The 26,231-nt window shown below is 64.0% G+C and carries 20 protein-coding genes and 1 tRNA gene; 15 read left to right on the top strand and 6 right to left on the bottom strand.

The genetic code is table 11. The features are described from left to right. The first annotated feature begins 67 nt into the window (after positions 1-67). The 5 genes from NKI01_RS13005 to NKI01_RS12985 all read left to right on the top strand — a co-directional run bounded on the left by NKI01_RS13005 (position 68) and on the right by NKI01_RS12985 (position 7,001). Positions 68-859 carry a cyclase family protein gene (locus NKI01_RS13005; RefSeq protein ID WP_352483278.1) on the top strand — a complete coding sequence of 264 codons (792 nt, stop codon included), beginning with the start codon at positions 68-70 and terminating at the stop codon, positions 857-859. A gap of 310 nt (positions 860-1,169) precedes the next feature. Then, the gene (locus NKI01_RS13000) at positions 1,170-2,741 is read left to right on the top strand and encodes a phytoene desaturase family protein (protein WP_352963377.1); all 1,572 of its coding nucleotides are present in this window, start codon (positions 1,170-1,172) and stop codon (positions 2,739-2,741) included. Then, positions 2,741-3,220: a MarR family winged helix-turn-helix transcriptional regulator gene (locus NKI01_RS12995; protein ID WP_352493744.1), complete on the top strand. Its 480-nt coding sequence runs from the start codon at positions 2,741-2,743 to the stop codon at positions 3,218-3,220. The genes NKI01_RS13000 and NKI01_RS12995 overlap by 1 nt, the downstream gene beginning before the upstream one ends. Before the next feature lie 45 nt (positions 3,221-3,265). Beyond that, entirely contained in the window at positions 3,266-5,419 is a 2,154-nt protein-coding gene (locus NKI01_RS12990) for a thiamine pyrophosphate-dependent enzyme (RefSeq protein WP_352483275.1), read from the top strand. After that, positions 5,412-7,001 carry an indolepyruvate oxidoreductase subunit beta family protein gene (locus NKI01_RS12985; protein WP_352483274.1) on the top strand — a complete coding sequence of 530 codons (1,590 nt, stop codon included), beginning with the start codon at positions 5,412-5,414 and terminating at the stop codon, positions 6,999-7,001. Before NKI01_RS12990 ends, NKI01_RS12985 begins: the two co-directional genes overlap by 8 nt. A 26-nt stretch (positions 7,002-7,027) precedes the next feature. On the opposite strand, the gene NKI01_RS12980 is transcribed toward NKI01_RS12985, so the two are convergent. Then, complete coding sequence (locus tag NKI01_RS12980) at positions 7,028-7,285, bottom strand: hypothetical protein (protein ID WP_352963374.1); 258 nt, start codon at positions 7,283-7,285, stop codon at positions 7,028-7,030. A gap of 246 nt (positions 7,286-7,531) precedes the next feature. On the opposite strand from NKI01_RS12980, the gene NKI01_RS12975 reads away from it, so the two are divergent. Together NKI01_RS12975 and NKI01_RS12970 are read left to right on the top strand one after the other, a co-directional pair. Next, positions 7,532-10,216 carry an ATP-binding protein gene (locus NKI01_RS12975; RefSeq protein ID WP_352963371.1) on the top strand — a complete coding sequence of 895 codons (2,685 nt, stop codon included), beginning with the start codon at positions 7,532-7,534 and terminating at the stop codon, positions 10,214-10,216. Between the two features lie 299 nt (positions 10,217-10,515). Beyond that, positions 10,516-11,142, top strand: a complete 627-nt coding sequence (locus NKI01_RS12970; RefSeq protein WP_352963368.1) for a LysE family translocator — start codon at positions 10,516-10,518, stop codon at positions 11,140-11,142. Positions 11,143-11,177: 35 nt separating this feature from the next. Here NKI01_RS12970 and NKI01_RS12965 read toward each other — a convergent pair. Continuing rightward, positions 11,178-11,253 (bottom strand) — tRNA-Thr (locus NKI01_RS12965). Positions 11,254-11,636: 383 nt separating this feature from the next. Here NKI01_RS12965 and NKI01_RS12960 point away from each other — a divergent pair. Continuing rightward, complete coding sequence (locus NKI01_RS12960) at positions 11,637-12,800, top strand: hypothetical protein (RefSeq protein WP_352815786.1); 1,164 nt, start codon at positions 11,637-11,639, stop codon at positions 12,798-12,800. Between the two features lie 101 nt (positions 12,801-12,901). Here the strand turns inward: NKI01_RS12960 and NKI01_RS12955 are convergent, their stop codons facing one another. Both NKI01_RS12955 and NKI01_RS12950 read right to left on the bottom strand, forming a co-directional pair. Then, positions 12,902-14,503: a cisplatin damage response ATP-dependent DNA ligase gene (locus tag NKI01_RS12955; protein WP_352548794.1), complete on the bottom strand. Its 1,602-nt coding sequence runs from the start codon at positions 14,501-14,503 to the stop codon at positions 12,902-12,904. A gap of 226 nt (positions 14,504-14,729) precedes the next feature. Further along, positions 14,730-15,740, bottom strand: coding sequence for a ligase-associated DNA damage response exonuclease (locus tag NKI01_RS12950; RefSeq protein WP_352857398.1), 1,011 nt, complete (start codon positions 15,738-15,740; stop codon positions 14,730-14,732). A gap of 108 nt (positions 15,741-15,848) precedes the next feature. Between NKI01_RS12950 and NKI01_RS12945 the strand changes: the two genes are divergently transcribed. Together NKI01_RS12945 and NKI01_RS12940 are read left to right on the top strand one after the other, a co-directional pair. After that, entirely contained in the window at positions 15,849-16,793 is a 945-nt protein-coding gene (locus tag NKI01_RS12945) for a class I SAM-dependent methyltransferase (RefSeq protein WP_352483267.1), read from the top strand. 54 nt (positions 16,794-16,847) lie between these two features. Then, on the top strand, positions 16,848-17,204 hold the full coding sequence (locus NKI01_RS12940; RefSeq protein WP_352908621.1) for a hypothetical protein: 357 nt from the start codon (positions 16,848-16,850) through the stop codon (positions 17,202-17,204). A 7-nt stretch (positions 17,205-17,211) separates the two neighbouring features. Here the strand turns inward: NKI01_RS12940 and NKI01_RS12935 are convergent, their stop codons facing one another. Both NKI01_RS12935 and NKI01_RS12930 read right to left on the bottom strand, forming a co-directional pair. Next, the gene (locus NKI01_RS12935; protein ID WP_352963364.1) at positions 17,212-18,075 is read right to left on the bottom strand and encodes a prephenate dehydratase; all 864 of its coding nucleotides are present in this window, start codon (positions 18,073-18,075) and stop codon (positions 17,212-17,214) included. A gap of 33 nt (positions 18,076-18,108) precedes the next feature. After that, positions 18,109-18,837, bottom strand: coding sequence for a 3-deoxy-manno-octulosonate cytidylyltransferase (locus NKI01_RS12930; protein ID WP_023717846.1), 729 nt, complete (start codon positions 18,835-18,837; stop codon positions 18,109-18,111). A gap of 192 nt (positions 18,838-19,029) precedes the next feature. Between NKI01_RS12930 and NKI01_RS12925 the strand changes: the two genes are divergently transcribed. The 5 genes from NKI01_RS12925 to NKI01_RS12905 all read left to right on the top strand — a co-directional run bounded on the left by NKI01_RS12925 (position 19,030) and on the right by NKI01_RS12905 (position 26,121). Beyond that, a complete protein-coding gene (locus tag NKI01_RS12925) occupies positions 19,030-19,683 on the top strand; it encodes a c-type cytochrome (RefSeq protein ID WP_352483264.1) in 654 nt (217 codons plus the stop codon). Positions 19,684-19,856: 173 nt separating this feature from the next. Further along, complete coding sequence (locus tag NKI01_RS12920) at positions 19,857-21,740, top strand: extracellular solute-binding protein (RefSeq protein ID WP_352963361.1); 1,884 nt, start codon at positions 19,857-19,859, stop codon at positions 21,738-21,740. After that, complete coding sequence (locus NKI01_RS12915; RefSeq protein ID WP_352493746.1) at positions 21,740-23,608, top strand: extracellular solute-binding protein; 1,869 nt, start codon at positions 21,740-21,742, stop codon at positions 23,606-23,608. The genes NKI01_RS12920 and NKI01_RS12915 overlap by 1 nt, the downstream gene beginning before the upstream one ends. Positions 23,609-23,887: 279 nt before the next feature. Beyond that, positions 23,888-24,982: a microcin C ABC transporter permease YejB gene (locus tag NKI01_RS12910; protein WP_352522742.1), complete on the top strand. Its 1,095-nt coding sequence runs from the start codon at positions 23,888-23,890 to the stop codon at positions 24,980-24,982. Then, positions 24,982-26,121 carry an ABC transporter permease gene (locus NKI01_RS12905; RefSeq protein WP_352590825.1) on the top strand — a complete coding sequence of 380 codons (1,140 nt, stop codon included), beginning with the start codon at positions 24,982-24,984 and terminating at the stop codon, positions 26,119-26,121. Before NKI01_RS12910 ends, NKI01_RS12905 begins: the two co-directional genes overlap by 1 nt. Positions 26,122-26,231: the final 110 nt, after the last annotated feature.

Below are 26,231 nucleotides of genomic sequence, written 5' to 3'. Positions count from 1 at the left end.
TCGTCTAGTAGGATATTAAGGGCCGCAACGAGCCTTCAGAGCCATCCAAGAAGAGGGAACACAGACCATGGATACGCAACAACTCCTCGGCGAAGTCGCCGGCCAGCTTCTTTCAGGCGCCATCCAGGTGGTCGACCTGACGGCGCCGCTCGGGCCGGACACACCGCTGATCAAGCTGCCGCCGGAACTGGCGGTAGACACGCCGAAGATCGAGATCCACGCCATCTCCGCCTATGACAGGAACGGACCTTGGTGGGCGTGGAACTGGCTCAAACTCGGCGAGCATTCAGGCACGCATTTTGATGCGCCCAATCACTGGATCACCGGTAAGGATTATCCGGACGGCGCCACCGACACCATTCCGGCGCAGAATTTTGTCGGACCCGTCAATGTCATCGACTGTTCGAAGGAAGCGGCCGCCGATCACGATTTCCTGCTCGCCGTCGATCACATCAAGGCATGGGAAGCCGAACATGGCGTTATCAACGCGGGCGAGTGGGTGGTGATGCGCACCGACTGGTATAAGCGCAACGGCTCGGAAGCCGAGTTCCTCAACGCCAATGAGACCGGTCCTCACACGCCCGGCCCGACCGCGGAAGCCATCCAGTATCTGATCGGCAAGGACATCAAGGGCTGGGGCAGCGAGACGATCGGCACCGATGCCGGCAAGGCCGGCGGCATGGAGCCGCCATTCCCGGCGCACAGCCTGATGCACAAGGCCAATCGCTACGGCCTCGCCAGCCTGTGCAACCTCGACCGGCTGCCGCCGAAAGGCGCGATCCTGATCGCCGCACCACTCAAAATCGAGCACGGCACCGGCAGCCCGATCCGCGCGTTGGCGTTGGTGCCAAGGCAATAGGGTAGCTGCGGTCTTCGGGAGAAGATCATGTGCGCAGGCAGCGTTGTAGTGACGAATTGGGAGCGGCAGCCTTGCAAAGCTGGGGCTCTACGGCGCCCCCCTCTGTCCTGCCGGACATCTCCCCCACTTGGGGGGAGATTGGCAGTTTCGGCGCCCCGCTCATTCCTGCGACGTTGGAGAGTGGCGAAGGCCGCGGTGACAGCCGATCTCCCCCAAGTGGGGGAGATGTCCGGCAGGACAGAGGGGGGCGCGAAGGAACGCCAACCCGCGCAAATGAATTCCACCTTCCGCTCACCGGGAGCACGCATCGATGAGCGCTCCTGATCACATCATCGTCGGCAGCGGCATCAACGCGCTGGTCTGCGCCGCGATGCTTGGCGGCAAGGGGGCGAAGGTGCTGGTGCTCGAGCGCAACGACCGCATCGGCGGCTGCATGCGCACAGAAGAAATCACCGCGCCCGGCTTCATCCACGACGTGATGGCGACGACCTTCGTTCTGTTCATCACCTCGCCGGCCTATGCGGCGCTGGGCAAGGATCTGGCGCGGCACGGGCTGGAGTTCTGCAACACCTCCACGCCGACCGGCGTGCTGCGTCCGGATGGCAGCCATGCCATCCTGCGCTCCGATCGCGCCGCCAATGTCGCGGCGGCCAATGCGCTTGCCGCGGGCGACGGCGACCGGCACGGCAGCGATGTCGGCGAGATCGAGCGCAATGCCGGCCTCCTGTTCGGGCTGCTCGGCGGCAGCCTGTGGTCTTACCCGACGGCAAAGCTGCTGGCGGGCGAGGCATGGCGGCGCGGCCCGCGTGGCCTTGCCGCCTTTGTCGGCGACGCGCTGGTGCCGGCGCGCGGCTGGCTGGAAAGCACCTACCAGTCGGAAACCATGCGCGCGCTGTGGGCGCCCTGGGTGCTGCATGCCGGCCTCGGGCCCGAAGATGCGTTTTCGGGACAGATCGCCAAGGTCATCGCCTTCGCGCTTGAGGCGGCCGGCGCGCCGATCGTCAAGGGCGGTGCCAGGAACCTGCTGTGCGCCTTCGAAGCCCTGATCAGGGAACGTGGCGGCGAAATCCGCACCGGCGCCGACGTTGCCTCCATCGTCCAGAGCGGAGGCCGCGCCACCGGTGTGCGGCTGGCTTCGGGCGAGACGGTCACGGCGAAGAAGAGCGTTATCTGCTCGGTCACGCCGACCCAGCTCTACGAGCGGCTGCTCGGTGACGCGGCCCCGAAAGCCGACGTCGAGGCGGCGCAAAAATACCGCTACGGCAAGGGCAATTTCCAGATCCACTATGCCTTGGACAAGCCGCCGGCATGGCGCGGCGAGGGCCTGGACAAGGTCGCGCTGCTGCATCTGACGCCGGGGCTCGACGGCGTCTCGAAGGCCTGCAACGAGGCCGTGCGCGGCATGCTGCCGGAGGTGCCGACCATTTGCGTCGGCCAGCCGCACGCGCTCGACCCGTCGCGCTGTCCAGACGGCAAGGCGATCCTGTGGCTTCAACTTCCCGAGGCGCCTCGCAATATCAAGGGTGATGCGGCCGGCAAGCTCGAGACGCCTGCGGATGGCCGCTGGACCGAGGCGCTGCGCGAAGCCTATGCCGACCGTGCCGAAGCGATCCTCGCCAGCCATATCGAAGGATTCAAGGACAGCGTCATCGCACGTCGCGCCTATTCGCCGGCCGACCTGGAAGCGATGAACATCAATCTGGTCGGCGGCGATCCCTATGGCGGCTCCTCGACTATTGACCAGTCGTTCCTGTGGCGGCCGTTCAAGACGAGCCGCAATCACGCCACCGGAGTCAAGGGACTCTACCACATCGGCGCCTCGACCCATCCCGGCGCCGGGCTGGGCGGCGGCTCCGGCTTTCTCCTGGCGGGGAGGCTGTGATGGAACAGAAAGTTGAAAAGCGCCAGCGCATCTCGACTTTGGGCCAGATCGGCCTGCAGCAATTCGCGCCCTATCTGATGAACCGCATCATGGGCCGCTACAATGCCACCTTGCGCGACAATTTCCGCAAGCAGGGCCTGACCATTCCGCAGGTGAGGACGCTGGCCGTCCTGTCGGTCACCGATGGCGTCACCGTCAACGATCTGTCGGTCTATACCGTCATCGAGCAGTCGACCTTGAGCCGCACGCTCGACACGCTGGAGGGACAAGGGTTTGTGCGGCGCGAGCAGGGGGTTACCGACAGCCGTATCCGCCATGTGTTCCTGACCGACGATGGCCGCGCCGAATTCGCGCGCGCCTGGCCGGCCATGCACGACGCTTTCGAGACGATGTTCGACGACATCGACGATGCCGAATACGCGGCGCTGATCGCGACGCTGCAAAAGATGCTGAAGAACATTCGCAAGCACGACATCTGATCTTACGCGCCGCCAGATTCCTGGCGGCAACGGAAGGAGCCCAAAATGGCCGAACGGTCTTTTGCCAAGGAAGTCGAAAAGCTCAGACTCGGCGCCGGCGAGGAGTTTTCCGGCGAGGGCATTCTGGCCATCACCAAGGCGCTGCTGCAATGCGGCGTCGGTTATGTCGGCGGCTATCAGGGCGCGCCGATCAGCCATTTGATGGACGTGCTGGCCGATGCGCAGGATATCCTCGGCGAGCTTGGCGTGCATTTCGAGGCAAGCGCCTCCGAAGCCACCGCTACCGCCATGCTGGCGGCATCGGTGCACTATCCGATCCGCGGTGCGGCGACCTTCAAGTCGACGGTCGGCACCAATGTCGCCTCCGACGCGCTGGCCAACCTGGCGTCCGGCGGCGTCACCGGCGGTGCGCTGATCATCGTCGGCGAGGATTACGGCGAAGGATCGTCGATCATGCAGGAGCGCAGCCACGCCTTCGCCATGAAAAGCCAGGTCTGGCTGCTCGACCCGCGACCGAACCTGCCGTCGATCGTCAAGGCGGTAGAGGACGGCTTCGAGCTGTCCGAGGTTTCCAACACGCCGGTCATGCTGCAGGTGCGCATCCGCTGCTGCCATGTGCACGGCCATTTCATCGCCAAGGATAACAAGCGCCCGGCGATGACGGTCGCCGATGCGCTCGAGGCGCCGCGCCGCGACACCGGCCGCATCGTGCTGCCGCCCGCGTCCTTCCTGCACGAGAAGGAAAAGGTGCAGAAACGCTGGCCGGCGGCGGTGGATTTCATCCGCGACAACAAGATCAACGAGTTCTTCGGCCCGGAGCACGGCGCGGTCGGCATCGTCATGCAGGGCGGCATGTACAATTCCGTCATCCGGGCGCTGCAGCGGCTCGGCCTCGCCGACACCTATGGCGACACCGACGTGCCGCTCTATGTGCTGAACGCCGTCTACCCGCTGGTCGATGACGAGTTCCTGTCCTTCTGCGAAGGCAAGGACGCCGTCCTCGTCGTCGAGGAAGGCCAGCCCAACTACATCGAACAGGCCTTTGCCGCGATGCTGCACAAGGCCGGGCGCGGCACCAAGCTCGTCGGCAAGGAACATCTGCCGATGGCCGGCGAATACACCGGCCAGGTGATGCTCGACGGCATCGGATCATTCCTGCGCGCCACCATCCCGCATCTGCTGCCAAGCGAGGTCCGCGCGCCGAACAAGATCGGCGACGGGCTCGACACCGCCGACCTGATCAACGTCGTCCCGGGCCGCCCGCCCGGCTTCTGCGTCGGCTGCCCGGAGCGGCCGATCTTCGCAGCGACCAAGCTGGTCGAACAGGAGTTGGGCAAGCACCACATCGCCTCCGACATTGGCTGTCATCTGTTTTCGATCATGCCGCCCTTCGAGCTCGGCGCCACCACCATGGGCTACGGATTGGGGCCGGCCTCGGCCTCGGCGTTCAATTCGCCCGATGCCAGGCGCCGCTCGATCTCCTTCGTCGGCGATGGCGGCTTCTGGCACAACGGCCTGACCTCATCGATCGGCAATGCGGTGTTCAACAAGAACGACGGCGTCATCGTCATCGTCGACAATTTCTATTCGGCCGCGACCGGAGGGCAGGACATCCTGTCGTCCCGCGCCGGCAACAAGACGAAGTCAACCAAGCATCCGATCACCGAGGCGGTGAAGGGGATGGGCGTCAAATGGCTGCGCCACATCGACCGCACCTACGACGTAACCAAGATGCAAGACGCGCTGCGCGAAGCGCTGACGACGGACGAGAAGGGCCCAAAAGTCATCGTCGCCTCGTCCGAATGCATGCTCAACCGGCAGCGCCGCGAAAAGCCTTTGGTCGACAAGGCGATCAAGGGCGGTAAGCGGATGGTCAAGCCGAAATTCGGCGTCGACGAGGATATCTGCACTGGCGACCATGCCTGCATGCGGCTTTCCGGCTGCCCGTCGCTATCGGTGAAGTCGCTGGACGACCCGCTGCGCGACGATCCGGTGGCGCATATCGACGAGAGCTGCGTCGGCTGTGGCAATTGCGGCGAGGTTGCCGACGCGGCGGTGCTCTGCCCGTCCTTTTACCGCGCCGACGTGGTGCACAATCCGAGCCGCCGGGACCGTTTCCTGGAAGCGGCGCGCCGCGCCATGATCGGCCTCTTGCAGCGGCGCCGTGAAAGCCGGCGCCTGACATTCGCCGATGCTTGACGCTGTCCCATCAGCCCGTTCCAAGGCCGGCGCGCCGGACGACGAGCGCGTCATCAAGCTTGCCGTGCTGGCGGTCGGCGGCCAGGGCGGCGGCGTGCTGGCCGACTGGATCACCGACGTCGCCGAGCGCAACGGCTATGTCGCGCAATCGACCTCGGTCGCCGGCGTCGCCCAGCGCACCGGCGCCACCATCTATTACGTCGAGATGTGCCGCGACAGCGGCCGGCTGCCGGTCTTCGCGCTGTCGCCGTCGCAGGGCGACGTCGATATATTGATCGCCGCCGAACTGATGGAGGCCGGCCGCGCCATCATCCGCGGCTTCGTCACGCCGGAGCGCACGACACTGATCGCCTCGTCGCACCGCATCGCAGCTGTCTCGGAAAAGATCGAGCCTGGCGACGGCCGCGCCTCGTCCGCCAAGGTGCATGCCACGGCGGAAGCCGCGGCCAAGCGCTTCATCGCCTTCGACATGGAGAAGATCGCCGCCGACAACGGCTCGGTGATCTCGGCGAGCCTGCTCGGCGCGCTGGCCGGCTCCGATGCCTTGCCGTTCACACGCGAGAGCTACGAGCAGGCGGTCAGTGCCGGCGGCCGCGGTGTGAAGGCCAGCCTCGCCGCCTTCGGTGCCTCCTACGATCGGGCGCGCGGCATCGCGAGTGCGCCTTCGGGCGATAAGACGGCACAGCCGGCAGCCGCTGAAACTGGCTCGGGCGCGGCGACAAAAGTCAGCGGCCCGCAAAGTCTCTTGGGAGGCTGGCAGCACCTGGCCGCCCGGGTCGATGCTTTGCCGGCTCCTGTCCGCGACATGGCGATGCGCGGTCTGAAAAAGGTTGTCGACTATCAGGACATCGACTATGGCGGCGAGTATCTCGACCGGCTAGACCGGGCCGTCGTCCTGGACAATGCCGAACATGACTACGCGCTGTCGATCGCCGCCGCCAAGCATCTGGCCAATGCGATGTGCTACGACGACATGATCCGCGTCGCCGACCTGAAGACGCGCTCGAGCCGCGACCGACGCGTACGCCGCGAGGTCGGCGTCAAGGACGGCTCGGTCCTGCAGGTGACCGAATACTTCCATCCGCGCATCGAGGAATTCTGCGGCACGCTGCCGGCCGGGCTCGGCAGCTATATCGAAAGCCGGCCGAGGCTCGCCGCCTTTCTCGACCGCCGCATCAATCGCGGCCGCCACGTCCGCACCGACAGTTTTGCCGGCTTTGCCGCATTGTGGTTCATCGGCGGCCTGCGCCGCTGGCGCCGCCGCCTGCTGCGCCACAAGGTCGAGACCGCCCATCTCGAGCGCTGGTATGCGCTGGCGCTCGGCCAAGTCGGCCAGGACTACGCGCTTGGCACGGAGATCCTCAACTGCCGCCGGCTGATCAAAGGCTACAGCGATACCCATGCCCGCGCGCAGTCGAAGTTCGACCGCGTGCTGTCGGCGCTCGACGTGGTCAAGGGCCGCCCGGACGCCGCCGACTGGATCAGACGCCTGCGCGAAGCCGCGCTGAAGGACGAGAAGGGCGACATGCTTGACGGCGCGCTGAAAACCGTGGCGTCGCTGGGTGACACCTCGCCGAGTTGAGGCGCTCGTTCAACCCCGGCTGCAACTCAGTCTGTTGCCCGTGTCGCCTTCGACGCGGCAGTCTGCAGGGCAATTCTGAGGCCAATGATCTCGGCGATCGCAGCCTCCAGCACCAGGACGATCGTTTCCTTTGCCACATCATCGAAATTTTCGGCGACATAGCTCAGGTCGCTTAGGACATCGTCTTCCTCTTCCATGATTTTCACCCCCTGTTGAACGTCAGGCCGGAACGGCCGACGATGAGATAGGCTTTGGGCTGGATCGATGGAACGCGTTTCTTTCACGCTATCATCACGGAAGTGAGGCTATCCAGCCCGCTTCGCTAGGTCTTGTCGCCGCCTTGGTTGTCTGCCTGTTTTGTAGTCTTCATGCCTATGGCAGCAGCAAACATATCGGCTCCGGGACAAAATAACGCCCGCTTCCCAGGGGTGATTTGCCAAATCGCCGCGGTCATGTGAGGTCATGTGAAATGAGCGTGTTGCACTCATTGCCTACTGTTGTACCTTCAATGTTCTGGAGGCGCGGGTTTGATGCTGCTTGAGCGAGAGGACCCACTTGGAGCTTTGTTGGCCGCGGCCGAGAGAGCTGCTGCCGGACATGGCGGGACCGTGCTGGTGCATGGCGAGGCGGGCCTAGGCAAGACCTCTCTGCTGCGCGAATTCGCGGAAAACGCCGACCGGGACTGCCGGGTGCTGTGGGGCTGGTGCGAGGCGCTCTTCACGCCGCGTCCATTGGGCCCTCTCCAGGACATGGCGCACTTGCTCGACCCGCGCGTGGCAGCGCTGCTTGAGGAGACCGCAGCCCCGGAGCGGCTTTTCCCGGCATTGCTGAACGCGCTGCAGCGCGCCAAGGGCACGACCGTGCTCATCTTCGAGGACATGCATTGGGCGGATAATGCGACGCTCGACCTCGTAAGATATCTCGGTCGCCGCGTCTCCCTGCTCCGCACCATGCTGGTGCTCAGCATGCGCAGAGAGGACTTGAACGCCGATCACCCGCTGACCCACGTGCTCGGCGATCTTCCCGCCGCCTCCGTACGCCGCGTGACGCTTAAACCGCTGTCTCCCCAGGCGGTTACGATGCTGGCCGAACAGGCCGGCCGTTCCGCCGACGGGCTTTACCGCATTACTGAGGGCAATCCCTTCTTCGTTACCGAGCTCCTGTCCAGCAGCGAGACCGAATCGGCGCGCGTGCCCGATTCCATACGCGACGCGGTGTGGTCCCGCCTGTCGCGCCTGACGCCTGGAGAGCGCGACGTGCTGGAGGTCATGAGCATCATGCCGGGCAGCGTTGAGCCGTGGCTGATCCGGGCCCTTCTCGGGGACGAGACCGAAGCGCTCGTGGATCGATGCGTCGACCGTGGATTGCTGCGGCGGGACGATCAGGGCGCGCTGACATTTCGCCACGAGCTTGCCAGGGAAGCGACGCTCGACCGGCTCTCCCCCTCTCTGCAACGTTTGCTTCATTCCAAGGTCGAAGCGGCACTCTCGGAAGTTCCGGCGTCGCAGGCAAGCGCTCTGCTTTCGCGCCGCGTCCATCACGCCGGTGGCGCCGACAATGGCGAACGCGTGCTCGAACTCGCGCCGCTCGCCGCCCGGCAGGCCGCCCGCCTGGGCGCGCACCGGGAGGCGGCCTCGCATCTGGCGACCGCACTCAGATATGTCGACCAAGCCCCGCCGGAACTGGCCGCGCAGTTGCACGAGGACTGGGCCTACGAGGCCGGCCTGGCACTGCTTGTCTATGATGCCATCATCGAGGCCCGGCATCGCGCCATCGCCATCTGGCGGCAGCTGGACCGGGTCGACAAGATAGGGCTCAATTTGCGCTGGCTGTCGCGGCTGCACTGGCGGCGCGGCGAAGGCCCGCAGGCGGAAGAGTATGCCGACCAGGCCGTGCATGAAGTGGAAGGCCTGCCGCCGGGTCCCGAAGTGGCAATGGCCTACAGCACACGCTCGCAGCTCCATATGCTGCACTATCGTTTCGACGAGGCGATCGAATGGGGCGAGCGCGCGATCAGCCTGGCCGATCGGCTGGGTGAGGTCGAGACGCGCGTTCACGCCCTCAACAATGTCGGCACCGCGCTCATGTTCGCCGACTGCCCTGGCGGCCGTGAGCGGCTGGAGGAAAGCCTTGCCCTGGCGCTCGAGCACGGGCTCCACGACCATGCGGCGCGGGCCTATACGAACTTTGCGGAATGCGCGGTGGTGGCCAAGGACTTCGAGCTGGCGGAGCGGCTGCTGGCCGAAGGCATCGCATTCTGCACCAGGCACGACCTCGATTCGGCGGCGCAATACCTGCTCGGCCGGCAGGCGCAGCTTTGCATGGAACAGGGTCGGTTTCGCGAGGCCGCAACCATCGCTCAGGGCGTCATGAATGTGGAGCGCCTGCCGATGGTGATGCACTTGCCGGCGCTCACCGTGCTTGGCACGGTCCGCGTAAGGCTGGGCGAGACCGACGGCGTCGACCTTTTGCAGCGGGCCCTTGCGGAGGGGCAGACGACCGGCGAGCCGCAGCGTATCGTCCCGGTTCGCCTGGCGCTGACGGAGGCGGCCTGGCTTGCCGAGGATATCGGCGCCGGCCACGCGCAGCTTACCGAGCTGGCGGCCATGAACCTCGACAATTTCCGCCCCAGGGACCTTGGCGAATTGTCGGTCTGGTGGCGTCGATGCGGAATGCCCGGATCGCTGCCGGCGCTATCGGCGCCCATACCGTCGCCCTGGTCCGCCGAGCTTGTCGGCGACCCGCAGGCCGCCGCGGCGGAGTGGACGCGTTTCTCGCTGCCCTACGAGGCAGCACTTGCCCTCATGCAGGTTCGTGGGGCGGATGCCGGAACGGCGCTCGCTCGCGCCGTGGCGATGCTGGACGAGATCGACGCGCCCGCGGCCGCAGCGCTGGCGCGCAAGCTCGCGCAGCGTCAGGGCCTGTCAGGCCTGCTGCCGAAGGTGCAGCGCGGACCCTATGCGGCGGCCCGTCGCCATCCACTCGGCCTGACACAGCACGAGCAGCAGGTGCTCGCCCTGATCGCCCAGGGCATCAGCAACAAGGAAGTCGCGCGACATTTGTCGCGCTCGCCCCGCACGATCGAGCATCACGTCTCCTCGCTGCTCGGCAAGCTCAACGCCGCAAACCGCATGGAAATCCTCCTGCGGCTGCGCGGCGAGCCGTGGCTCCTGACCGGCACCCATCCGTTGGAACCGCACCAGACGGGACCATGATTCCAGCCGATTCTGTCGGGATGGAACAGGCTCTGGGTAGTTCCCGCCGCGAAATTTCCGCGAAAACTGGGAAATCGACCGCCTAAAAATGGGTGGCGGTACCGATTTGCATGCCCGCCGCTCCGCGTAGGCTTCTGCTCGCAGCGTGGATGGACCTCCCAACACCACGACGCCTTCACGATCCGGGGGCGAAGGCGGGCAACGGCGGCGGTGCGGGGAACCGCCGCCGGCGTCCGGCGGCTGGGGCGCGACGGAATTCCTCGCCGCTCTGTGATCGACGCAACAAACGGGAGGCTGCAATGTCAAATTCGCTTCTACTGTCGACGGCCATGCTGCAATTCCTGGCGGCATATACGGTGATCATGATCACGCCAGGCCCGATCGGGCTCGCGACCGGCAGCCTTGCCTCCCTGCACGGCTTTGGCAGGACGATTCCGCTCGTGGCCGGGATCGGCGCCGGAACCGCCGTGCTGGCGGTCCTGGTGGCGTTTGGCGCCGTTCATCTTTCCGGGTCGCTGTCGGTGCCGGCGGTCAAGATCGCCGGTGCGGCGGTCCTTGGCTGGATGGCCCTGCGCATCGCCAGAACGGCGCCGCCGGCCGCCGGCGACGAGCCTCAGAGACGGCAGGCCGGATTGTTTGCCGGCGGGTTTCTCATCAGCATTCTCTCGCCTGAAACCGCCACTTTCTTTGCCGTCGCCTTCATGGGGCTGATGCTGCCGATCCGGAATTCGAACGAGATGCTGATGGTCGCGGCCATCGTCGCCATCATCGACATAGGCTGGTACGGATTTCTGGCCGTCGCCCTTTCGCGTCCGGTCGTGCGCGCTGCCGCGATGCGGCATCATCGGGTCATCTGCCGGGCGGCGGGGGTCGTGCTGGCAATGCTCGCGCTCGTCTCGGCGGCGTCGGCCTTTCCACTCGGCTGAGCGCTGGTTGAAGGAGGCGCGCGGGATAGGTCGTTTGGTGCCGCTTGCGTGACTCGAACACGCGACCCCATCATTACGAATGATGTGCTCTACCAACTGAGCTAAAGCGGCCCGGGAAGCCGAGCTTCCAGGATGGGCTGGGTGATAGACGCAACCAGCGTTTAATTCAAGATGGTAGCGTTGAATTCAAGATGGCAGCCGCGAATTCAAGGACGAGGCTTGGCAAATCGTATCGGTCCCGGGCCGGGCGCAAGGGCAGCAGCCGCGCCGATCCGCCATAGGCCGTGCGACGCCGTTTCGCACGGCCGCCCCGACCGCCACGTTGCCGCCGTGACCGGAAAAGCAGCGAAAAATGTTGATTCCTTTACCGAAAACCGCCGAAATGAGCTTTGCACCCCTCGGCAAGGCAGAATGCGGCCGCTCGCTTGTTGATTGATTGGTCGCCTGCGGCTAACGATCATGACAATGTGAGTGAAATTGCAGAGGGAATTTGCTTGGACGCGATCGAAAAAGCGATCCGCAATGCCTTCGAGAAAGGCAATGCCGACGACCGGGCGTTTCGCGAGCGGGTCTATCGATCGGCTTTCGCGGCACTCGACCGTGCCCTGCAGGCCAATCCAAACGTCACCGTGGAGGTCGCCATCAAGCGCCGCAAGGCGGTCCAGGCCAAGATCACCGAAATCGAATCGGAATTCCTGCCGGCGGTTCCCGACGTCGCCGCGCCGACCGACAGTTTGGAGACAGCACCGGCGGTGGAGCCTCCAGCTGAAACCGAAACCGAAGCCGAGCCCGTGCCGTCGCCCGATGTCGTCGTTGACGGTCCGGCGCAGCCGCCCGAATCCGATGCGCCTCGGTCGCGCGTCCTGCCGGTCGTCCCCGACATCATGCCCGATGCACCTGTTGCCGAAGTGCCGGTGATCGACATGGGGGCCTCGGCTCCGACCGAAGCCGACGTCGAAACCGACGATGCGGAAGTGACGCCCGACCGCGACGACCGGCGGGCGAGGCGGCGGCGCCTGCCTTTGACCGCGATCTTCCTCGGTGTGACGCTGCTCGCAGCCGCCGGCATCGGCCTTTATTTCGCCAACCAGACCGGCGTCTTCAAATCGGCAACCGAACTCGACACGGCGCCGCCGGAAGTGCCGCCAACGGTCGACGGCGACGATTTCACGCCGGATGACACCGCTTCGCCGCCAAAGCAGGGCGAGGAGGACCAGGCGCGCGACTGGATCAACGTGTTTTCGCCGGGCGACCCGACGCAGGTCAATGCGCCGTCGGACGCCAAGGCCGACGTTGTCCAGGACGAAAGCGGTTCCTTCCTGCGCATCCGCTCGGGCGCATCCGGCTCGGCCATCAGCTTCGACGTCGGGCAAGGCGTGCTGGAGAGGATCGCCGGCAAGCATGCCACATTCGACATCATCGCACGCTCCGAGGAGGGGCAGGAGACGCAGATTTCCGTCGACTGCAATTTCGGCGAACTCGGCGACTGTGGCCGCAAGCGCTATGCGGTCGGTCGCGAGCGCAATGAATATCTGTTCGACGTGCGCCTTCCCGACAAGCGTCCGGGCGCTGCCGGCACCATCGCCATCAATTCCGACTTCGACAAGCAGGGCAAGTCGGTCGACATCTACGAGATCCGCGTTTCAGTCGTTCCCTAGAAGCGCGTCGCGTTCGACCGGCCTCATGCGACGCGCTTCAGGTTCTTGTTTTGATGCATGTCGTTACCGCAAAACCGCTGCACACTTTTGCGCGACATGCATTAACTGTCCAGCAGCGCCTGCAGCGTCTCGATGCGGTCGGCTTCGGCTGCCGGCTTGTCCCAGCGCAGTCGTGAAATGCGGGGGAAGCGCATGGCGACGCCCGATTTGTGCCGCGTCGAGCGGTTGAGCCCTTCGAATGCCACCTCCAGTACGAGGCCTTGTCTGCGGTCGGCACGCACTGAGCGCACCGGGCCAAAGCGCTCGATCGTGTTGTCGCGGACATATTTGTCGATCTGCCTCAGCTCTTCGTCGGTGAAGCCGAAATAGGCTTTTCCCACCGGCACCAGCTCTTCCGATCCTTCCGGCCCGGACCAGACGCCGAATGTATAATCGGAATAGAAGCTCGAGCGCTTGCCGTGGCCGCGCTGGGCATACATCAGTACGGCGTCGACCGTGTGCGGATCGCGCTTCCATTTGAACCAGGGGCCCTTCGGCCGCCCGGCCACATAAGGCGAATCCCAGCGCTTCAGCATGACGCCTTCGATGACCGGATGCAGCGGCTTGCGGCGCAATTCCTCCAGCGCCTGCCAGTTGGTGAATTCGACCAGCGGCGACAGATCGAAGCGGCTCGGATCGAGTGTCCTCACAAAGGCCTCGAGCCGGCCGCGCCGTTCGCGGAAGGGAAGTCCGCGCACATCCTCGTCGCCGATCTGCAGCGCATCGTAGCAGCGCATGAAGGCCGGGTATTGCTGCTGGATCTTGGGTGACACGCTCTTGCGGTTCAGCCGCTGCTGCAGGTCCGAGAACGTGCCCGTCGCCTGCCTGGGGTCTCCGACCAAAAGCTCGCCGTCGAGGGCGCCGGAAAAATCCATCGCCTCAGCAAGATCGGGAAAGGCGCCGGAGACATCGTCACCGGTGCGCGAATAGAGCCGGCGAATGCCGCCTTCGCAAACCGCCTGGACGCGGATGCCGTCCCATTTCCATTCGGCCGCGTAGTCGGCCGGGTCGAGCTTTTCGAGGTCGCCGTCACCGACGGCATTCGACAGCATCACCGGCCTGAACAGCGCCAGCGCCGTCTTCCTGGGTTTTTCCGCTTTACCCTCCAGCCAGGCGAACAGCGCGATATAGGGCGGCGTCAGGCCGTGCCAGAGTTCCTCGATTTCGGCGATTTCGACCCTGCCGAAATCAGCGAGCGCCTGCTTGGCCAGCCGCGCCGAGACGCCGATGCGCAGGCCGCCGGTGACCAGCTTTATGATGGCAAAGCGCGCCGAAGTGCTGGCGCTGTCGAGCAGCCGGGCCAGCACCTGAGGCCCGTCCGAACGGCTCGCCGCCTGCAGCTTCGCCACCACTTCGGCCAGCGTCGGCTCGTGGTTCGCAATGTCGACCGGCGCTTGCGGCCAGACCAGCGACACGGTCTCGGCCAGGTCGCCGACATAGTCGTAGGAATAGCCGAACAGCACCGGATCCATGCGCTCGACGACCAGCGTGCGCAGCATCGCCGGCTTGACCGCGGCGATGGACAGATCGCCGGTGATGGCCGCCAGCGCCAGCCCGCGGTCAGGATCCTCGACGCTGCGGAAATAATCGGTCAAAAGCGTCAGCTTGCCGTTGCGCGACGGCGTCAGCACCAGCCGGTCGAGAAGCTCGGCGAAGCGGTTCATGGGAGGAGCGCCAAGGGGGGAAGCTTGCGATCCTTCGCGCCCCCCTCTGTCCTGCCGGACATCTCCCCCACGAGGGGGGAGATTGGATGTCGCCACTGGTTTCGCCAATCTCCAGCGTTGAGGGAACGAGCGCGGCGCCAAAGCTGCCGATCTCCCCCCTCGTGGGGGAGATGGCCGGCAGGCCAGAGGGGGGCGCGACAGAACGCCATACCGGCGATTTCCACCATCAATCGCCCTCGTCCTCATAGCCAACCAGATGCAGCGGCCTGGCGGCGATGCCTTCGAGTTCGCACCAGCGCACCAGCGCCTCCTCGCGGCCATGCGTCACCCAGATTTCCTCGGCGCCGGTCTCCTTGATCGTCGCTGTCAGCTCGTCCCAGTCGGAGTGATCGGAGATGATCAGCGGCAGCTCGACGCCGCCCTGTTTGGCGCGCTGGCGGATGCGCATCCAACCTGAGGCGAAGCACGACATCGGATCGGGAAAACGCCGCGCCCAGCGATCGGCGAACGCGGATGGCGGGCCGACGACGATGGCGCCGGCAAAGTCGCTTTTCGCGCCGCTCTCGACGGTCGCCGGTTCCAGTGTGCCGAGATCGATGTCCTGGCTCTGGAAATACTCGCTGAGCTTGGCCAGCGCGCCATGGATGTAGATCGGCTTTTCGTAGCCGGCATCGCGCAGCAGGCGCATGACGCGCTGCGCCTTGCCAAGCGCATAGGCGCCGACCAGATGCGTGCGTTCGGGAAACTGCTCGGTCGATTTCAGCAACCGGGCGATCTCTTCGCTATCGGGCGGATGGCGGAACACCGGCAGGCCGAACGTCGCCTCGGTGATGAAGACGTCGCATTTGAGTGGCTCGAACGGCTCGCAGGTCGCGTCCTTCTGGCGCTTATAGTCGCCGGACGCGACGATGCATGTGCCCTGATGCGCGACCTTGATCTGCGCCGAGCCCAGCACATGGCCAGCCGGGTGAAAGCTGACGGTGACGCCGTCGAGCGTGATCGTCTCGCCGAGCACGGCGGCTTGCGTCGTTCCGGCAAAATCTTCGCCGTAGCGCAGCCCCATGATGTCGAGCGTCTGCTGCGTCGCCATCACCGAGCGGTGGCCGGAGCGGGCATGGTCGGAATGGCCATGTGTGATCAGCGCCCGGTTGACCGGCCGCACCGGGTCGATGAAGAAATCGCCGGGCGGGCAATACAGCCCTTCCGGCCGGGGATGAAGCAGGTCGCTGGCGCGCATGGCCCCAAGATAGGCGCTAATTCCGGCGCGGGAAGCCTGTTGTAAGTCACTGCTGACTCCAGCATAGAGCGCAGGCCGGCCGCAAAACACCGGCGGAACCTGATCGCCATGAAACCGCTCCAGACTTCGTCCGGCGATCCGACCGCCGACCGCCGCGCCGACTATGCCGAAATGCTCCATGCGTCCGGCGATCATGCGGCAGCGTCGGAATTGCTGCTCGGCGCGCTCGAACTGGCGCCGCAATGGCCGGCCGGCTGGTTCCGCCTCGGTGAGATGCAGGAGGCGGCGGGCGCGCCCGATCTCGCCGCGCAGGCCTGGACGACGGCACTGCGGCTGGACCCGGCGGACAGGCTCGGCGCGGTGCTCAAGCTGCAATTGATCGGCAAGGCAGCGGCCGCCCAGGCGCCGCCCAGCGCCTTTGTCGAGACGCTGTACGACCACTATGCCGGAAGCTTCGAGGGTGAGCTGGTCGACAGGCTAGGCTATCGTCTGCCCGAATGTCTCGACCGAGCCATCCGGGCAGCACGGCCGGGCCGGTTTTCGCTGGTGCTCGATCTCGGCTGCGGCACCGGCCTCATGGGCCAGAGACTGCGGCCGATCGCCGATCGGCTGGAGGGTTACGACATCTCGGCCGGCATGCTGAGGCAGGCGCGCGCCAAAGGCGTCTACGATCTGCTCGTCAAGACGGACCTGCAGGATTTTTGCTATTCAGGCCCGAAAGCCGATCTGGTGACGGCGGCAGATGTGTTCATCTATCTCGGCGCACTCGACAAGGTGGTGACCAAGATTGCCGGAATGCTTGCCGGCGGCGGTCTGTTTGCGTTCTCCGTCGAGACGCTCTCCGGCGGCGACCTATCTGGCAGCGGCGATTTCGCCTTGCAGCCGTCGCGCCGCTATGCGCATTCGCAAAGCTATGTAGAGCGGGTTCTGGACGCCAACGGCTTTTCGGTCCTGTCGCTGCAGGCAACGATTATCCGGCAGGATCGCCGCGAACCGGTCGAAGGGCTTGCCGTACTGGCAAGCTTGCTTTCCGGCAGCGTAAAATCTGGCTAAGACTCCTGCCGCTGCACAGGAGAGTGGCAGCTGCGAAAGACAAGGAGCACGTTCATGCGCTGGAACATGATGGTCTTGGCATCTTGCCTGGCGATGGCCGGCTGCGTCGGCAATTCGATGTCCGAACGGCAGGACGAAAACGTCCAGTCCTCGCTGCTATATGACAAGGTGCCTTGCGACCAATTGCTGGCGCAACGAAACGGCCTGGCGCAGCAATATCATTTGCCGGTGGACGCCAAGCCGTCCTTCTCCAACCCGGCGACGGGCTTCGGCCCGTTCACGCCGGACATGCGCTCAAAAGCCAAACGTGACGCCGACCAGGCAAGCGGCAAGATCGACGCCATGAACCGGTCGATCAGCCGCCGCGAATGCGGCAAGCCGGCCAAGCAGAACAAGCTCAGCCTGACCTGACCGGACCCTAATCCGCCACCTTCCATTGCTCGCGCGAGGCACTGGCGGGGTAGACGCCGAGAATGCGCATTTCGCGCGAGAAGAAGGCGAGCTCGTCGAGCGCCAGCTTCACCAGCGGGTCGTCGGGATGGCCCTCTATGTCGGCGTAGAACAGCGTCGCCGTAAACGCGCCGAGCTGGTAGCTTTCCAGCTTGGTCATGTTGATGCCGTTGGTGGCGAAGCCGCCCATCGCCTTGTAGAGCGCGGCAGGCACGTTGCGGACGCGGAAGATGAAGGTCGTCATCATCTTGGCGTCGGCCGAGGGGCGTTCGGCCCATTGCTTGTTCTTGGTCAGCACGACGAAACGGGTGACGTTGCTGTCGGTGTCCTCGACATTCTCCTCGATGATGTCGAGCCCGTAGAGCGTCGAGGCCAGCGCCGGCGCCAGCGCGGCCATGGTGCGGTCCTTCATCGCGGCGACCATCTTGGCGGCGCCCGCCGTGTCGCCGGCAACCGTCGCCTTCCAGCCGTTCTTGCGGATGTATTTGCGGCATTGGCCGAGCGCGTGGATGTGGCTGTGCACGGTCCGGATCTCGTCGCGCCTGACGCCGGGCAGCACCATGAGCTGGAAGTGGATCGGCAGGAAATATTCGCCGATGATGTGCAGCTTCGATTCCGGCAAGAGGTGATGGATGTCGGCGACGCGGCCGGCAATGGTGTTCTCGATCGGGATCATCGCCAGATCGGCCTTGCCGGTCTCGACGGCGTTGAAGGCGTCCTCAAAGGTCGGGCACGGCAACGGCTCCATCGACGCGAACATGTTGCGGCAGGCGGTGTCGGAATTGGCGCCCGGCTCGCCCTGGAAGGATATTTTGTTGGTCTTTTCAGGCATGCGCAGAGTCTCGGGAATTGGGGGAAGAATTTCTTAGTTGGAAAGGAGCGCCCTGGCGCGTTCGAGATCGTCCGGCGTATCGACGCCAAGCGGCACCGACTGCACGATCTCCGCATCAATGCGCATGCCGGCCTCGAGCGCCCGCAACTGCTCCAGCCGCTCGCGGCGCTCCAGCGGCGACGGCCTCAGCGCAACGAAGCGTTCGAGTGCGGCGCGGCGATAGGCATAGAGGCCGATATGATGGTAGAGCGGGCCTTCGCCCCAGGGGGCGGTGGCGCGGGTGAAATAGAGCGCCCTGAGCCGCGTCGCCGAGAGTGGCGAGCCGACCAGCTTGACGACGTTCGGATTGGTCTTTTCCTCGTCGCGGACGATCTCGACGCAGAGCGTGGCGATGTCGACCGCTGCGTTCTCGAAAGGCTTAAGCGCGGCGCCGATAACAAGGGGCTCGATGGTCGGCAGATCGCCCTGCACATTGACGATGGTCTCGACGCTGTTGCCAGGGTCGAGAATGGTCAGCGCTTCGAAGATGCGGTCGGAGCCGGTTTCGTGGTCCGCCCGCGTCATCACCGCCTCGAAATCATGCGCGCGCACCGCCTCCGCAACGCTTTGCGTATCGGTGGCGACGACGACCCGGCCGAGGCCGGCCTCGGCAGCACGGCGGGCGACGTGGACGATCATCGGAGTGCCGGCGATGTTGGCCAGCGGCTTGCCCGGCAGGCGGGTCGAGGCCATGCGGGCCGGGATCAGGATGAGGGTGGACATGAGGCGGGCAGGGGCTCGAAAAAGAGGAGGACAAAAGTGGCAAAAGGTCTCACTGGCAGCGCCCTTATAGGTGTTGCAACGCCGGAGCAAAAGACCTAGTTTCCGCGCGATTTGACCGCCTCGCAGGGTGGTTCACGATACCGACGGACGGAGTGGACGGATCGGTCCGCCGGAAAAGGGAGCCTGGGGCGTATGGATTCCAACGAAGTCAACAAGCTGCTCGCCGCTTTCCTCGGCACGGTGTTCATTGTCTTTTCCGTTGGCATCGTGTCCGACGCGCTGTTTGCCTCGCCGGCGCCGGAAAAGCCCGGCTTTGCCATCGAGGCGACCGAGCCTGCCGAAGGCGGCCCGGCCGCTCCCGCCGCGGAGGCCAAGCCGATCGCCGAGCTGCTGACCACCGCCAACGCCGAAGCGGGCGCCGCCGTCTTCAAGAAATGCCAGGCCTGTCATTCCGGCGAAAAGGGCGGCCCCAACAAGGTGGGCCCCGATCTGTGGGACATCATCGACCGTCCGGTCGCCGAGCATGAGGGCTTTGCCTATTCTGCCGGCATGAAGGAGTTCTCCAAGGGCGGCAGCGAGAAGTGGACCTACGACAACCTCAACCACTTCATCACCTCGCCGAAGAAGTTCGTGAAGGGCACGGCGATGGGCTTCGCCGGCCTGCCGAAGGATGAGGACCGCGCCAACGTCATCGCCTATCTGCGCACGCTGTCGGACAATCCGAAGCCGCTGCCGGCGCCCGGCGCCTCGGCCGAAAACGCGCCCGCCAAGCCGGCCGAAGGTGCAGCCCCTGCCAAGCCGGCAGAAGGCGCGGCGCCAGCCGCTCCGGCTGCACCCGCAAAATAACAAAACTGTAATGACATAATCCTTGAAAAAGCCGGGTTCAGCCCGGCTTTTTCGTTAGGAAAAATGCATATGCGACGACAAAGCCGCTCGGTTGCGGTTTTCAGCGGCGCCAAATGATCTAGATTGGGCCCAGACGCTATCGTGACGGCGCTATATCGCGAAGAGGAGAACGCATGACGGTTGGCCGAGCGCGGACGCTTCTGAAATCGGTGCTTATGCTGGCTGCTTTTGCCGGCGGCCCGCAGGCGGCCCTCGCGGACGAATGGCGCACGACCTCGTCGCTGATCGGCGAATCCAAATATGGCGACAACTTCCAGCACTACGATTACATCAATCCGGATGCACCCAAGGGCGGCACGCTGAATTCGGTGGCGCCCGGCACGTTTGACAGCTTCAATCCCTACATCGTCCAGGGTTCTGCCGCCGCTGGCTTCGTCCCTTTTGGCGGCGGTCTGCTCTACGACACGCTAATGGAGCAGGCGACCGACGAAGGCAGCACCAGCCATTCGCTGGTCGCTGAAGCCTATAAATATCCGGCCGATTATTCCTCGGCGACCTACCGGCTCGATCCGCGGGCGAAGTGGCATGACGGCCAGCCGATCACCGTCGACGACGTGATCTGGTCGTTCCAGGTGCTAAAGGCCAACAGCCCGCAATACAGCCGTTATTTCGAGAACGTTACCGATGCGGTCGCAATCTCCGATCGTGAGGTCGAGTTCCATTTCAGCCAGAAGGGCAATCGCGAACTGCCCAAGATTCTCGGCGACCTCGTCGTACTGCCCAAGCACTGGTGGGATGGCACTGACGCCAACGGCAAGAAGCGCGACGTCACCCGGCCGACGCTGGAGCCGCCGCTGGGTTCGGCCGCTTACAAGATCGCCAGCTTCAAGCCAGGTTCGGAAATTGTATGGCAGCGCGTGCCTGACTATTGGGCCGCCAAGTTGCCGGTGAAGATCGGCCGAGAGAATTTCGACACGAAGCGGTACACCTACATCCTCGATGAGAATGCGGCTTGGCAGGCATTCACCAAGGGTGGGCTTGAGGACATCAACGCGGAAAACAGCTCCAGACGCTGGTCGACGGCGTATAACTTTCCCGCGATCAAGCAAGGCGACGTCATCAAGAGGGAGTTCAAGACCGAGTCGCCCGAGCCGATGCAGGGTTTCGCGCTTAATCTGCGACGTCCGCAGTTTCAGGATCGACGCATACGCGAGGCGTTGACCGACGTGCTCGATTTCGAAAGCATGAATCGTACGCTGTTCTTCGGTCTTAACACCCGCACGAGCAGCTATTTCCAGGGCACCAACCTGGCGTCCAGCGGCCTGCCGAAAGGCAAGGAGCTGGAGATTCTCGAGCAATATCGTGACAAGCTGCCGCCTGAAGTGTTCACCGAGGAATTCAAACTGCCGGTCTACGACACGCCGCAGGCGGAGCGTAAATACCTGAAGTCCGCGGTCGACCTGTTCGCCAAGGCTGGTTGGGTCATCAAGGGCGGCAAAATGGTCAATGCCCAAACGGGCCAGCAATTCAAGCTGGAGATCCTGGGACGGGACCCGACAGACGAAGTCATCGCAAATCCCTACGTCGATAATTTGCGAAAGATCGGTATTGATGCCGCACTTCGCATTGTTGACCCCAGTCAATATGTGAACCGCACCCGTAGCTTCGACTTCGACATGGTGACGGGGATCTTCCCACAGTCGGATTCGCCCGGCAACGAGCAACGCGACTTCTGGAGTTCAAAAGCCGCCGACGCACCTGGCTCACGCAATCTGATGGGCATTAAGGATCCGATTGTCGACGCGCTGGTCGACCGCGTTATCTACGCCACCGACCGCGACGATCTGGTTGCTGCCACCCATGCGCTCGACCGGGTGCTGTTGTGGAATTACTATGTCGTGCCGCAATGGCACAGGCCCGTGGTCTGGCTGGCCTACTGGAACAAGTTCGGCATGCCTGAAAAGCAGCCTGCCTATTTAGGCGTGGACACGGATTCCTGGTGGGTCGATCCGGTCAAGGAAAAGGCGCTGGCGGCCAAATACAAGAGTGGCAATTGATGGCAGCGCTGCCTCGTCGCGGCTTCCTCGCCCTGGGTGGTGCCGCCGCGGCAGCTTCATGGCTGCCGGGCCGGGCTTTCGCCGCGATCCCGACCGGCGTGAAACTGCACGGGTTGTCGGCGTTCGGCGATCTCAAATATCCTCCTGATTTCCCGCATTTCGACTATGTGAATGTCGACGCGCCCAAGGGCGGCATCTTCAATTTCGGCCCATCGCAATGGGTGTTCAACCAGAATCCCTACACCTTCAACACGCTGAACAGCTTCGTGCCCAAGGGTGACGCCCCGCCGCGCATGGAAATGTGTTTCGATTCGCTCATGACCGGCGCACAGGACGAGCCGGATTCCATCTATGGACTGCTGGCTGAAAGCGTGACGATCTCGGCGGACCGCAACATGTTCGAGTTCGCCCTGCGCCCGCAGGCGCGCTGGCATGACGGCTCGCCGCTGACCGCAGAGGATGCCGCATATACGTTCACCCTTTTCAAGGATCAGGGCCATCCCGATCTCTCGCTGCCGCTCCGTGAGATGACCCAAGCCGTCGCCGCCGATACTGGAACGCTGAGATTGACTTTTTCGGGCAAGCAATCGGAACGCACCATCCTGGATGTCGCAACGTTCCCGATCCTCTCCAAGGCATATTTCGCGATCGCCCCGTTTGACAGCTCCCGCATGAAGGCGCCGCTCGGATCCGGCCCTTACAAGGTCGGGTTGGTGCGTCCGGGACAGACAATCGAGTTCGAGCGCGTCGTGGACTATTGGGGCCGCGGCCTGCCGGTCAATAAAGGACAGTTCCATTTCGACAAGCTGCGCATAGAGTTCTATGGCGACCGTCAGGCGGCTTTCGAGGCTTTCAAGAAGGGCGAAGTCCATTTCCGCGAAGAGGCAACGTCGCGCGTATGGGCTACCGGCTACGATTTTCCGGCGCTCACCGCGGGCAAGGTGGTTAAACGCGAGTTTCCTTCCGAAAAGCGCCCGTTAATGTACGCGACAGCCTTGAACCAGCGGCGCGAACGGTTTCGGGACATGCGCGTGCGCCGCGCCATTGCGTTGTGCTTCGATTTCGAATGGACCAACAAATCGCTGTTCTACGGCCTCTATGATCGTTCGCAATCCAATTTCGAACGATCGGAATTCAAAGCCACCGGCGTACCGTCTCCTGACGAACTGACGCTGCTGGAACCGCTTCGCGACAAGCTTGCGCCTGAAGTCTTCGGCGAAGTCTATGCTCTGCCCCCATCCGACGGCAGCGGCCGTGACCGGAAATTGCTGCGCGCATCGCAAAAGCTGATGGCTGACGCGGGATGGAAACGGTCCGGTCAATTTTTCCAGAATGCCGCCGGCGAAACTTTCAGGTTAGAAATCCTTGCTGACGACGAAGGTTTGGTGCGCATCTATGGGCCGTGGGCAGAGAATTTGAAGGCCATCGGCTTCGACGCCTCAATCCGCCTGGTCGAGTCGGCACAGCACCAAGCCAGGCAGGCGAGCTTCGATTTCGACATGATAGCGATGGCGGTGCTGTTCTCGCCGACGCCAACACGGGAGGGAATGGACGGCATCTTCCATTCACGCTCGGCCAACCTGCAGGGATCGCGCAATCTGTCCGGCACGGCAGACCCGGCGATCGACATGCTTGTCGAGGCGATAGACCGCGTCAAAAACCGTCGGGAACTGACGACAGTGCTGCGTTCGCTGGATCGGGTCTTGCGCGCGCGCATGGACTGGATTCCTAGTTGGTATTCGGCGAATCACCGCGTGGCCTTCTGGGACATGTTCGGTTTCGACGAAACGAAACCCGACTACGGCTTCGCGATGGAAGCGCTGTGGTGGTTCGACAGGGACAAGGCGGCAAAGATTGGCAAAGGCTGAATTTCTTGCGGGCGTTGGCGCCGCCCCTCACCTGCCTGCCGGCATCCTCTCCCCGTATAGCGACGGGGAGAGGGGGGCTTTCATCGAGGATTTCGCCAACCACAAACATGGCAACAAAAGCGCCGAGACTACGGCCAGCCCCTTTCTCCCCGTCACTATACGGGGAGAAATGTCCGGCAGGACAACGAGAGGCGGCGCCGGCGTCGACAATTGGCCTGAAGCGATTGCCTCGGGGGCACCCCCAGCCACAGTGGTCCTCCCTAAGGAGGGTAAAAACTGATGGGCGCCTATATACTGCGCCGCATCCTGTTGATGATCCCGACCCTGTTCGGCATCATGGCGGTGTCCTTCGCCGTCATCCAGTTCGCGCCTGGCGGGCCGGTCGAGCAGGTCATTGCCAGGCTGACGAACCAGGGCGGCAGCGATCGCCTCGGCGGCGGCGGCGGCGATGCCGGCGGCGGCAATGTCGACGTGGCCGGCGACGTCGGCTCGAAATACCGCGGCGCGCAAGGGCTCGATCCGGAATTCATCAAGAAGCTGGAGAAGCAGTTCGGCTTCGACAAGCCGCCGCTCGAGCGCTTCGGCATGATGCTGTGGAACTATCTCCGCTTCGATTTCGGCGACAGCTATTTCCGTGACATCTCGGTGCTCGACCTGATCCTGGAAAAGATGCCGGTGTCGATCTCGATCGGGCTGTGGATCACGCTTTTGTCCTACCTGATCTCGATCCCGCTCGGCATCCGCAAGGCGGTCAAGGACGGCTCCACCTTCGACGTCTGGACCAGCGGCGTCGTCATCGTCGGCTACGCCATTCCCGGCTTCCTGTTCGGCATCTTGCTGATGGTGCTGTTTGCCGGCGGCTCGTTCTGGGACTGGTTTCCGCTGCGCGGCATCACCTCCGACAATTGGGACCAGCTGTCGTGGCCGGCGCGGATCGTCGACTATTTCTGGCATATGACCTTGCCGCTGACCGCGCTGGTATTGTCGGCCTTCGCCACGACGACGCTTTTGACCAAGAATTCCTTCCTCGAGGAAATCCGCAAGCAATATGTCGTCACCGCCCGCGCCAAGGGCCTGTCGGAGCGGCAGGTGCTCTACGGCCACGTCTTCCGCAACGCCATGCTGATCGTCATCGCCGGTTTTCCCGGCGCCTTCATCTCGGCCTTCTTCACCGGCTCGCTGCTGATCGAGAACATCTTTTCGCTCGACGGCCTCGGTCTGCTCGGCTTCAACTCGGTGGTGCAGCGCGATTATCCGGTGGTCTTCGCCAATCTCTACATCTTCTCGCTGCTTGGCCTGTTCGTCGGGCTGCTGTCCGATCTGATCTATACCTGGGTCGATCCGCGCATCGACTTCGAGCGGAGAGACGTCTGATGGCGCAGGCCACAGCCGAAACGGCGCCGCCTCGGATCGCGCGGCCCTTTCTGTCGCCGCTCAACCAGCGGCGCCTGCAGAACTTCAAGTCCAACCGGCGCGGCTACTGGTCGTTGTGGATATTCCTGTTCCTGTTCGTGCTGTCGCTGGTTTCCGAACTGATCGCCAACGACAGGCCAATCATCGCCTCCTACAAGGGCGAGATCCTGTTTCCGGTCCTGGTCGCCTATCCCGAGGAGAAATTCGGCGGCTTCTATGCGGTCACCGACTACCGCGACCCGGTCATCCAGGACGAGATCGACGCCAATGGCTGGATGATCTGGCCACCGGTGCGCTACTCCTACCAGACCGTCAACAATGCCATTCCCGAAGCAGCACCGACCAAGCCATCCTGGCTCTACGACAAGAAGACGCGCTGCAACCAGTATCCGAAAGGCGAAGCGGACCCCAACTGCAACGTCGGCAACTGGAACTGGCTGGGCACCGACGACCAGGCCCGCGACGTGCTGGCGCGCGTCATCTACGGATTCAGGGTCTCGGTGCTGTTTGGCCTGGTCCTGACTGCCGGCTCGGCGCTGATCGGCGTGGCGGCCGGCGCCTTGCAGGGCTATTTCGGCGGCTGGACCGACCTTCTGTTCCAGCGCTTCATCGAGATCTGGTCGGCCATCCCGGTGCTGTATCTGCTCTTGATCGTCGCCGCCATCCTGCCGCCCGGCTTCTTCATCCTGCTCGGATTGATGCTGCTGTTTTCCTGGGTGGCACTGGTCGGCGTAGTAAGGGCCGAGTTCCTGCGCGCCCGCAATTTCGAATATGTCAATGCGGCGCGCGCGCTCGGCGTGTCCAACATCACCATCATGTTCCGGCATCTGCTGCCCAACGCCATGGTGGCGACGCTGACCTTCCTGCCCTTCCTGCTCAGCGGCTCGATTTCGACGCTGACTTCGCTCGACTATCTCGGCTTCGGCCTGCCGCCCGGCTCCGCCTCGCTCGGCGAGTTGTTGAAGCAGGCACAGCGCAATCTCAACGCGCCATGGCTCGGCATTTCCGGCTTCGTCGTCATCTCGCTGATGCTGTCGCTGCTGGTCTTCGTCGGCGAGGCCACCCGCGACGCTTTCGATCCGCGCAAGACGTTCAGATGAGAGCGATGCGGGCTGGCATTCGGCATGTTATATTCCGGCCGATATCGAGCGAACCCGGACCCATGACGGTGTTGGCGTCGGTTCAGTCCGTCAAGCCGCACGTCGGGGAA

The organism is Mesorhizobium sp. M0815 (assembly GCF_040319995.1).
GTDB lineage: Bacteria > Pseudomonadota > Alphaproteobacteria > Rhizobiales > Rhizobiaceae > Mesorhizobium.
This window is presented reverse-complemented; position numbering and strand designations above follow the sequence as displayed.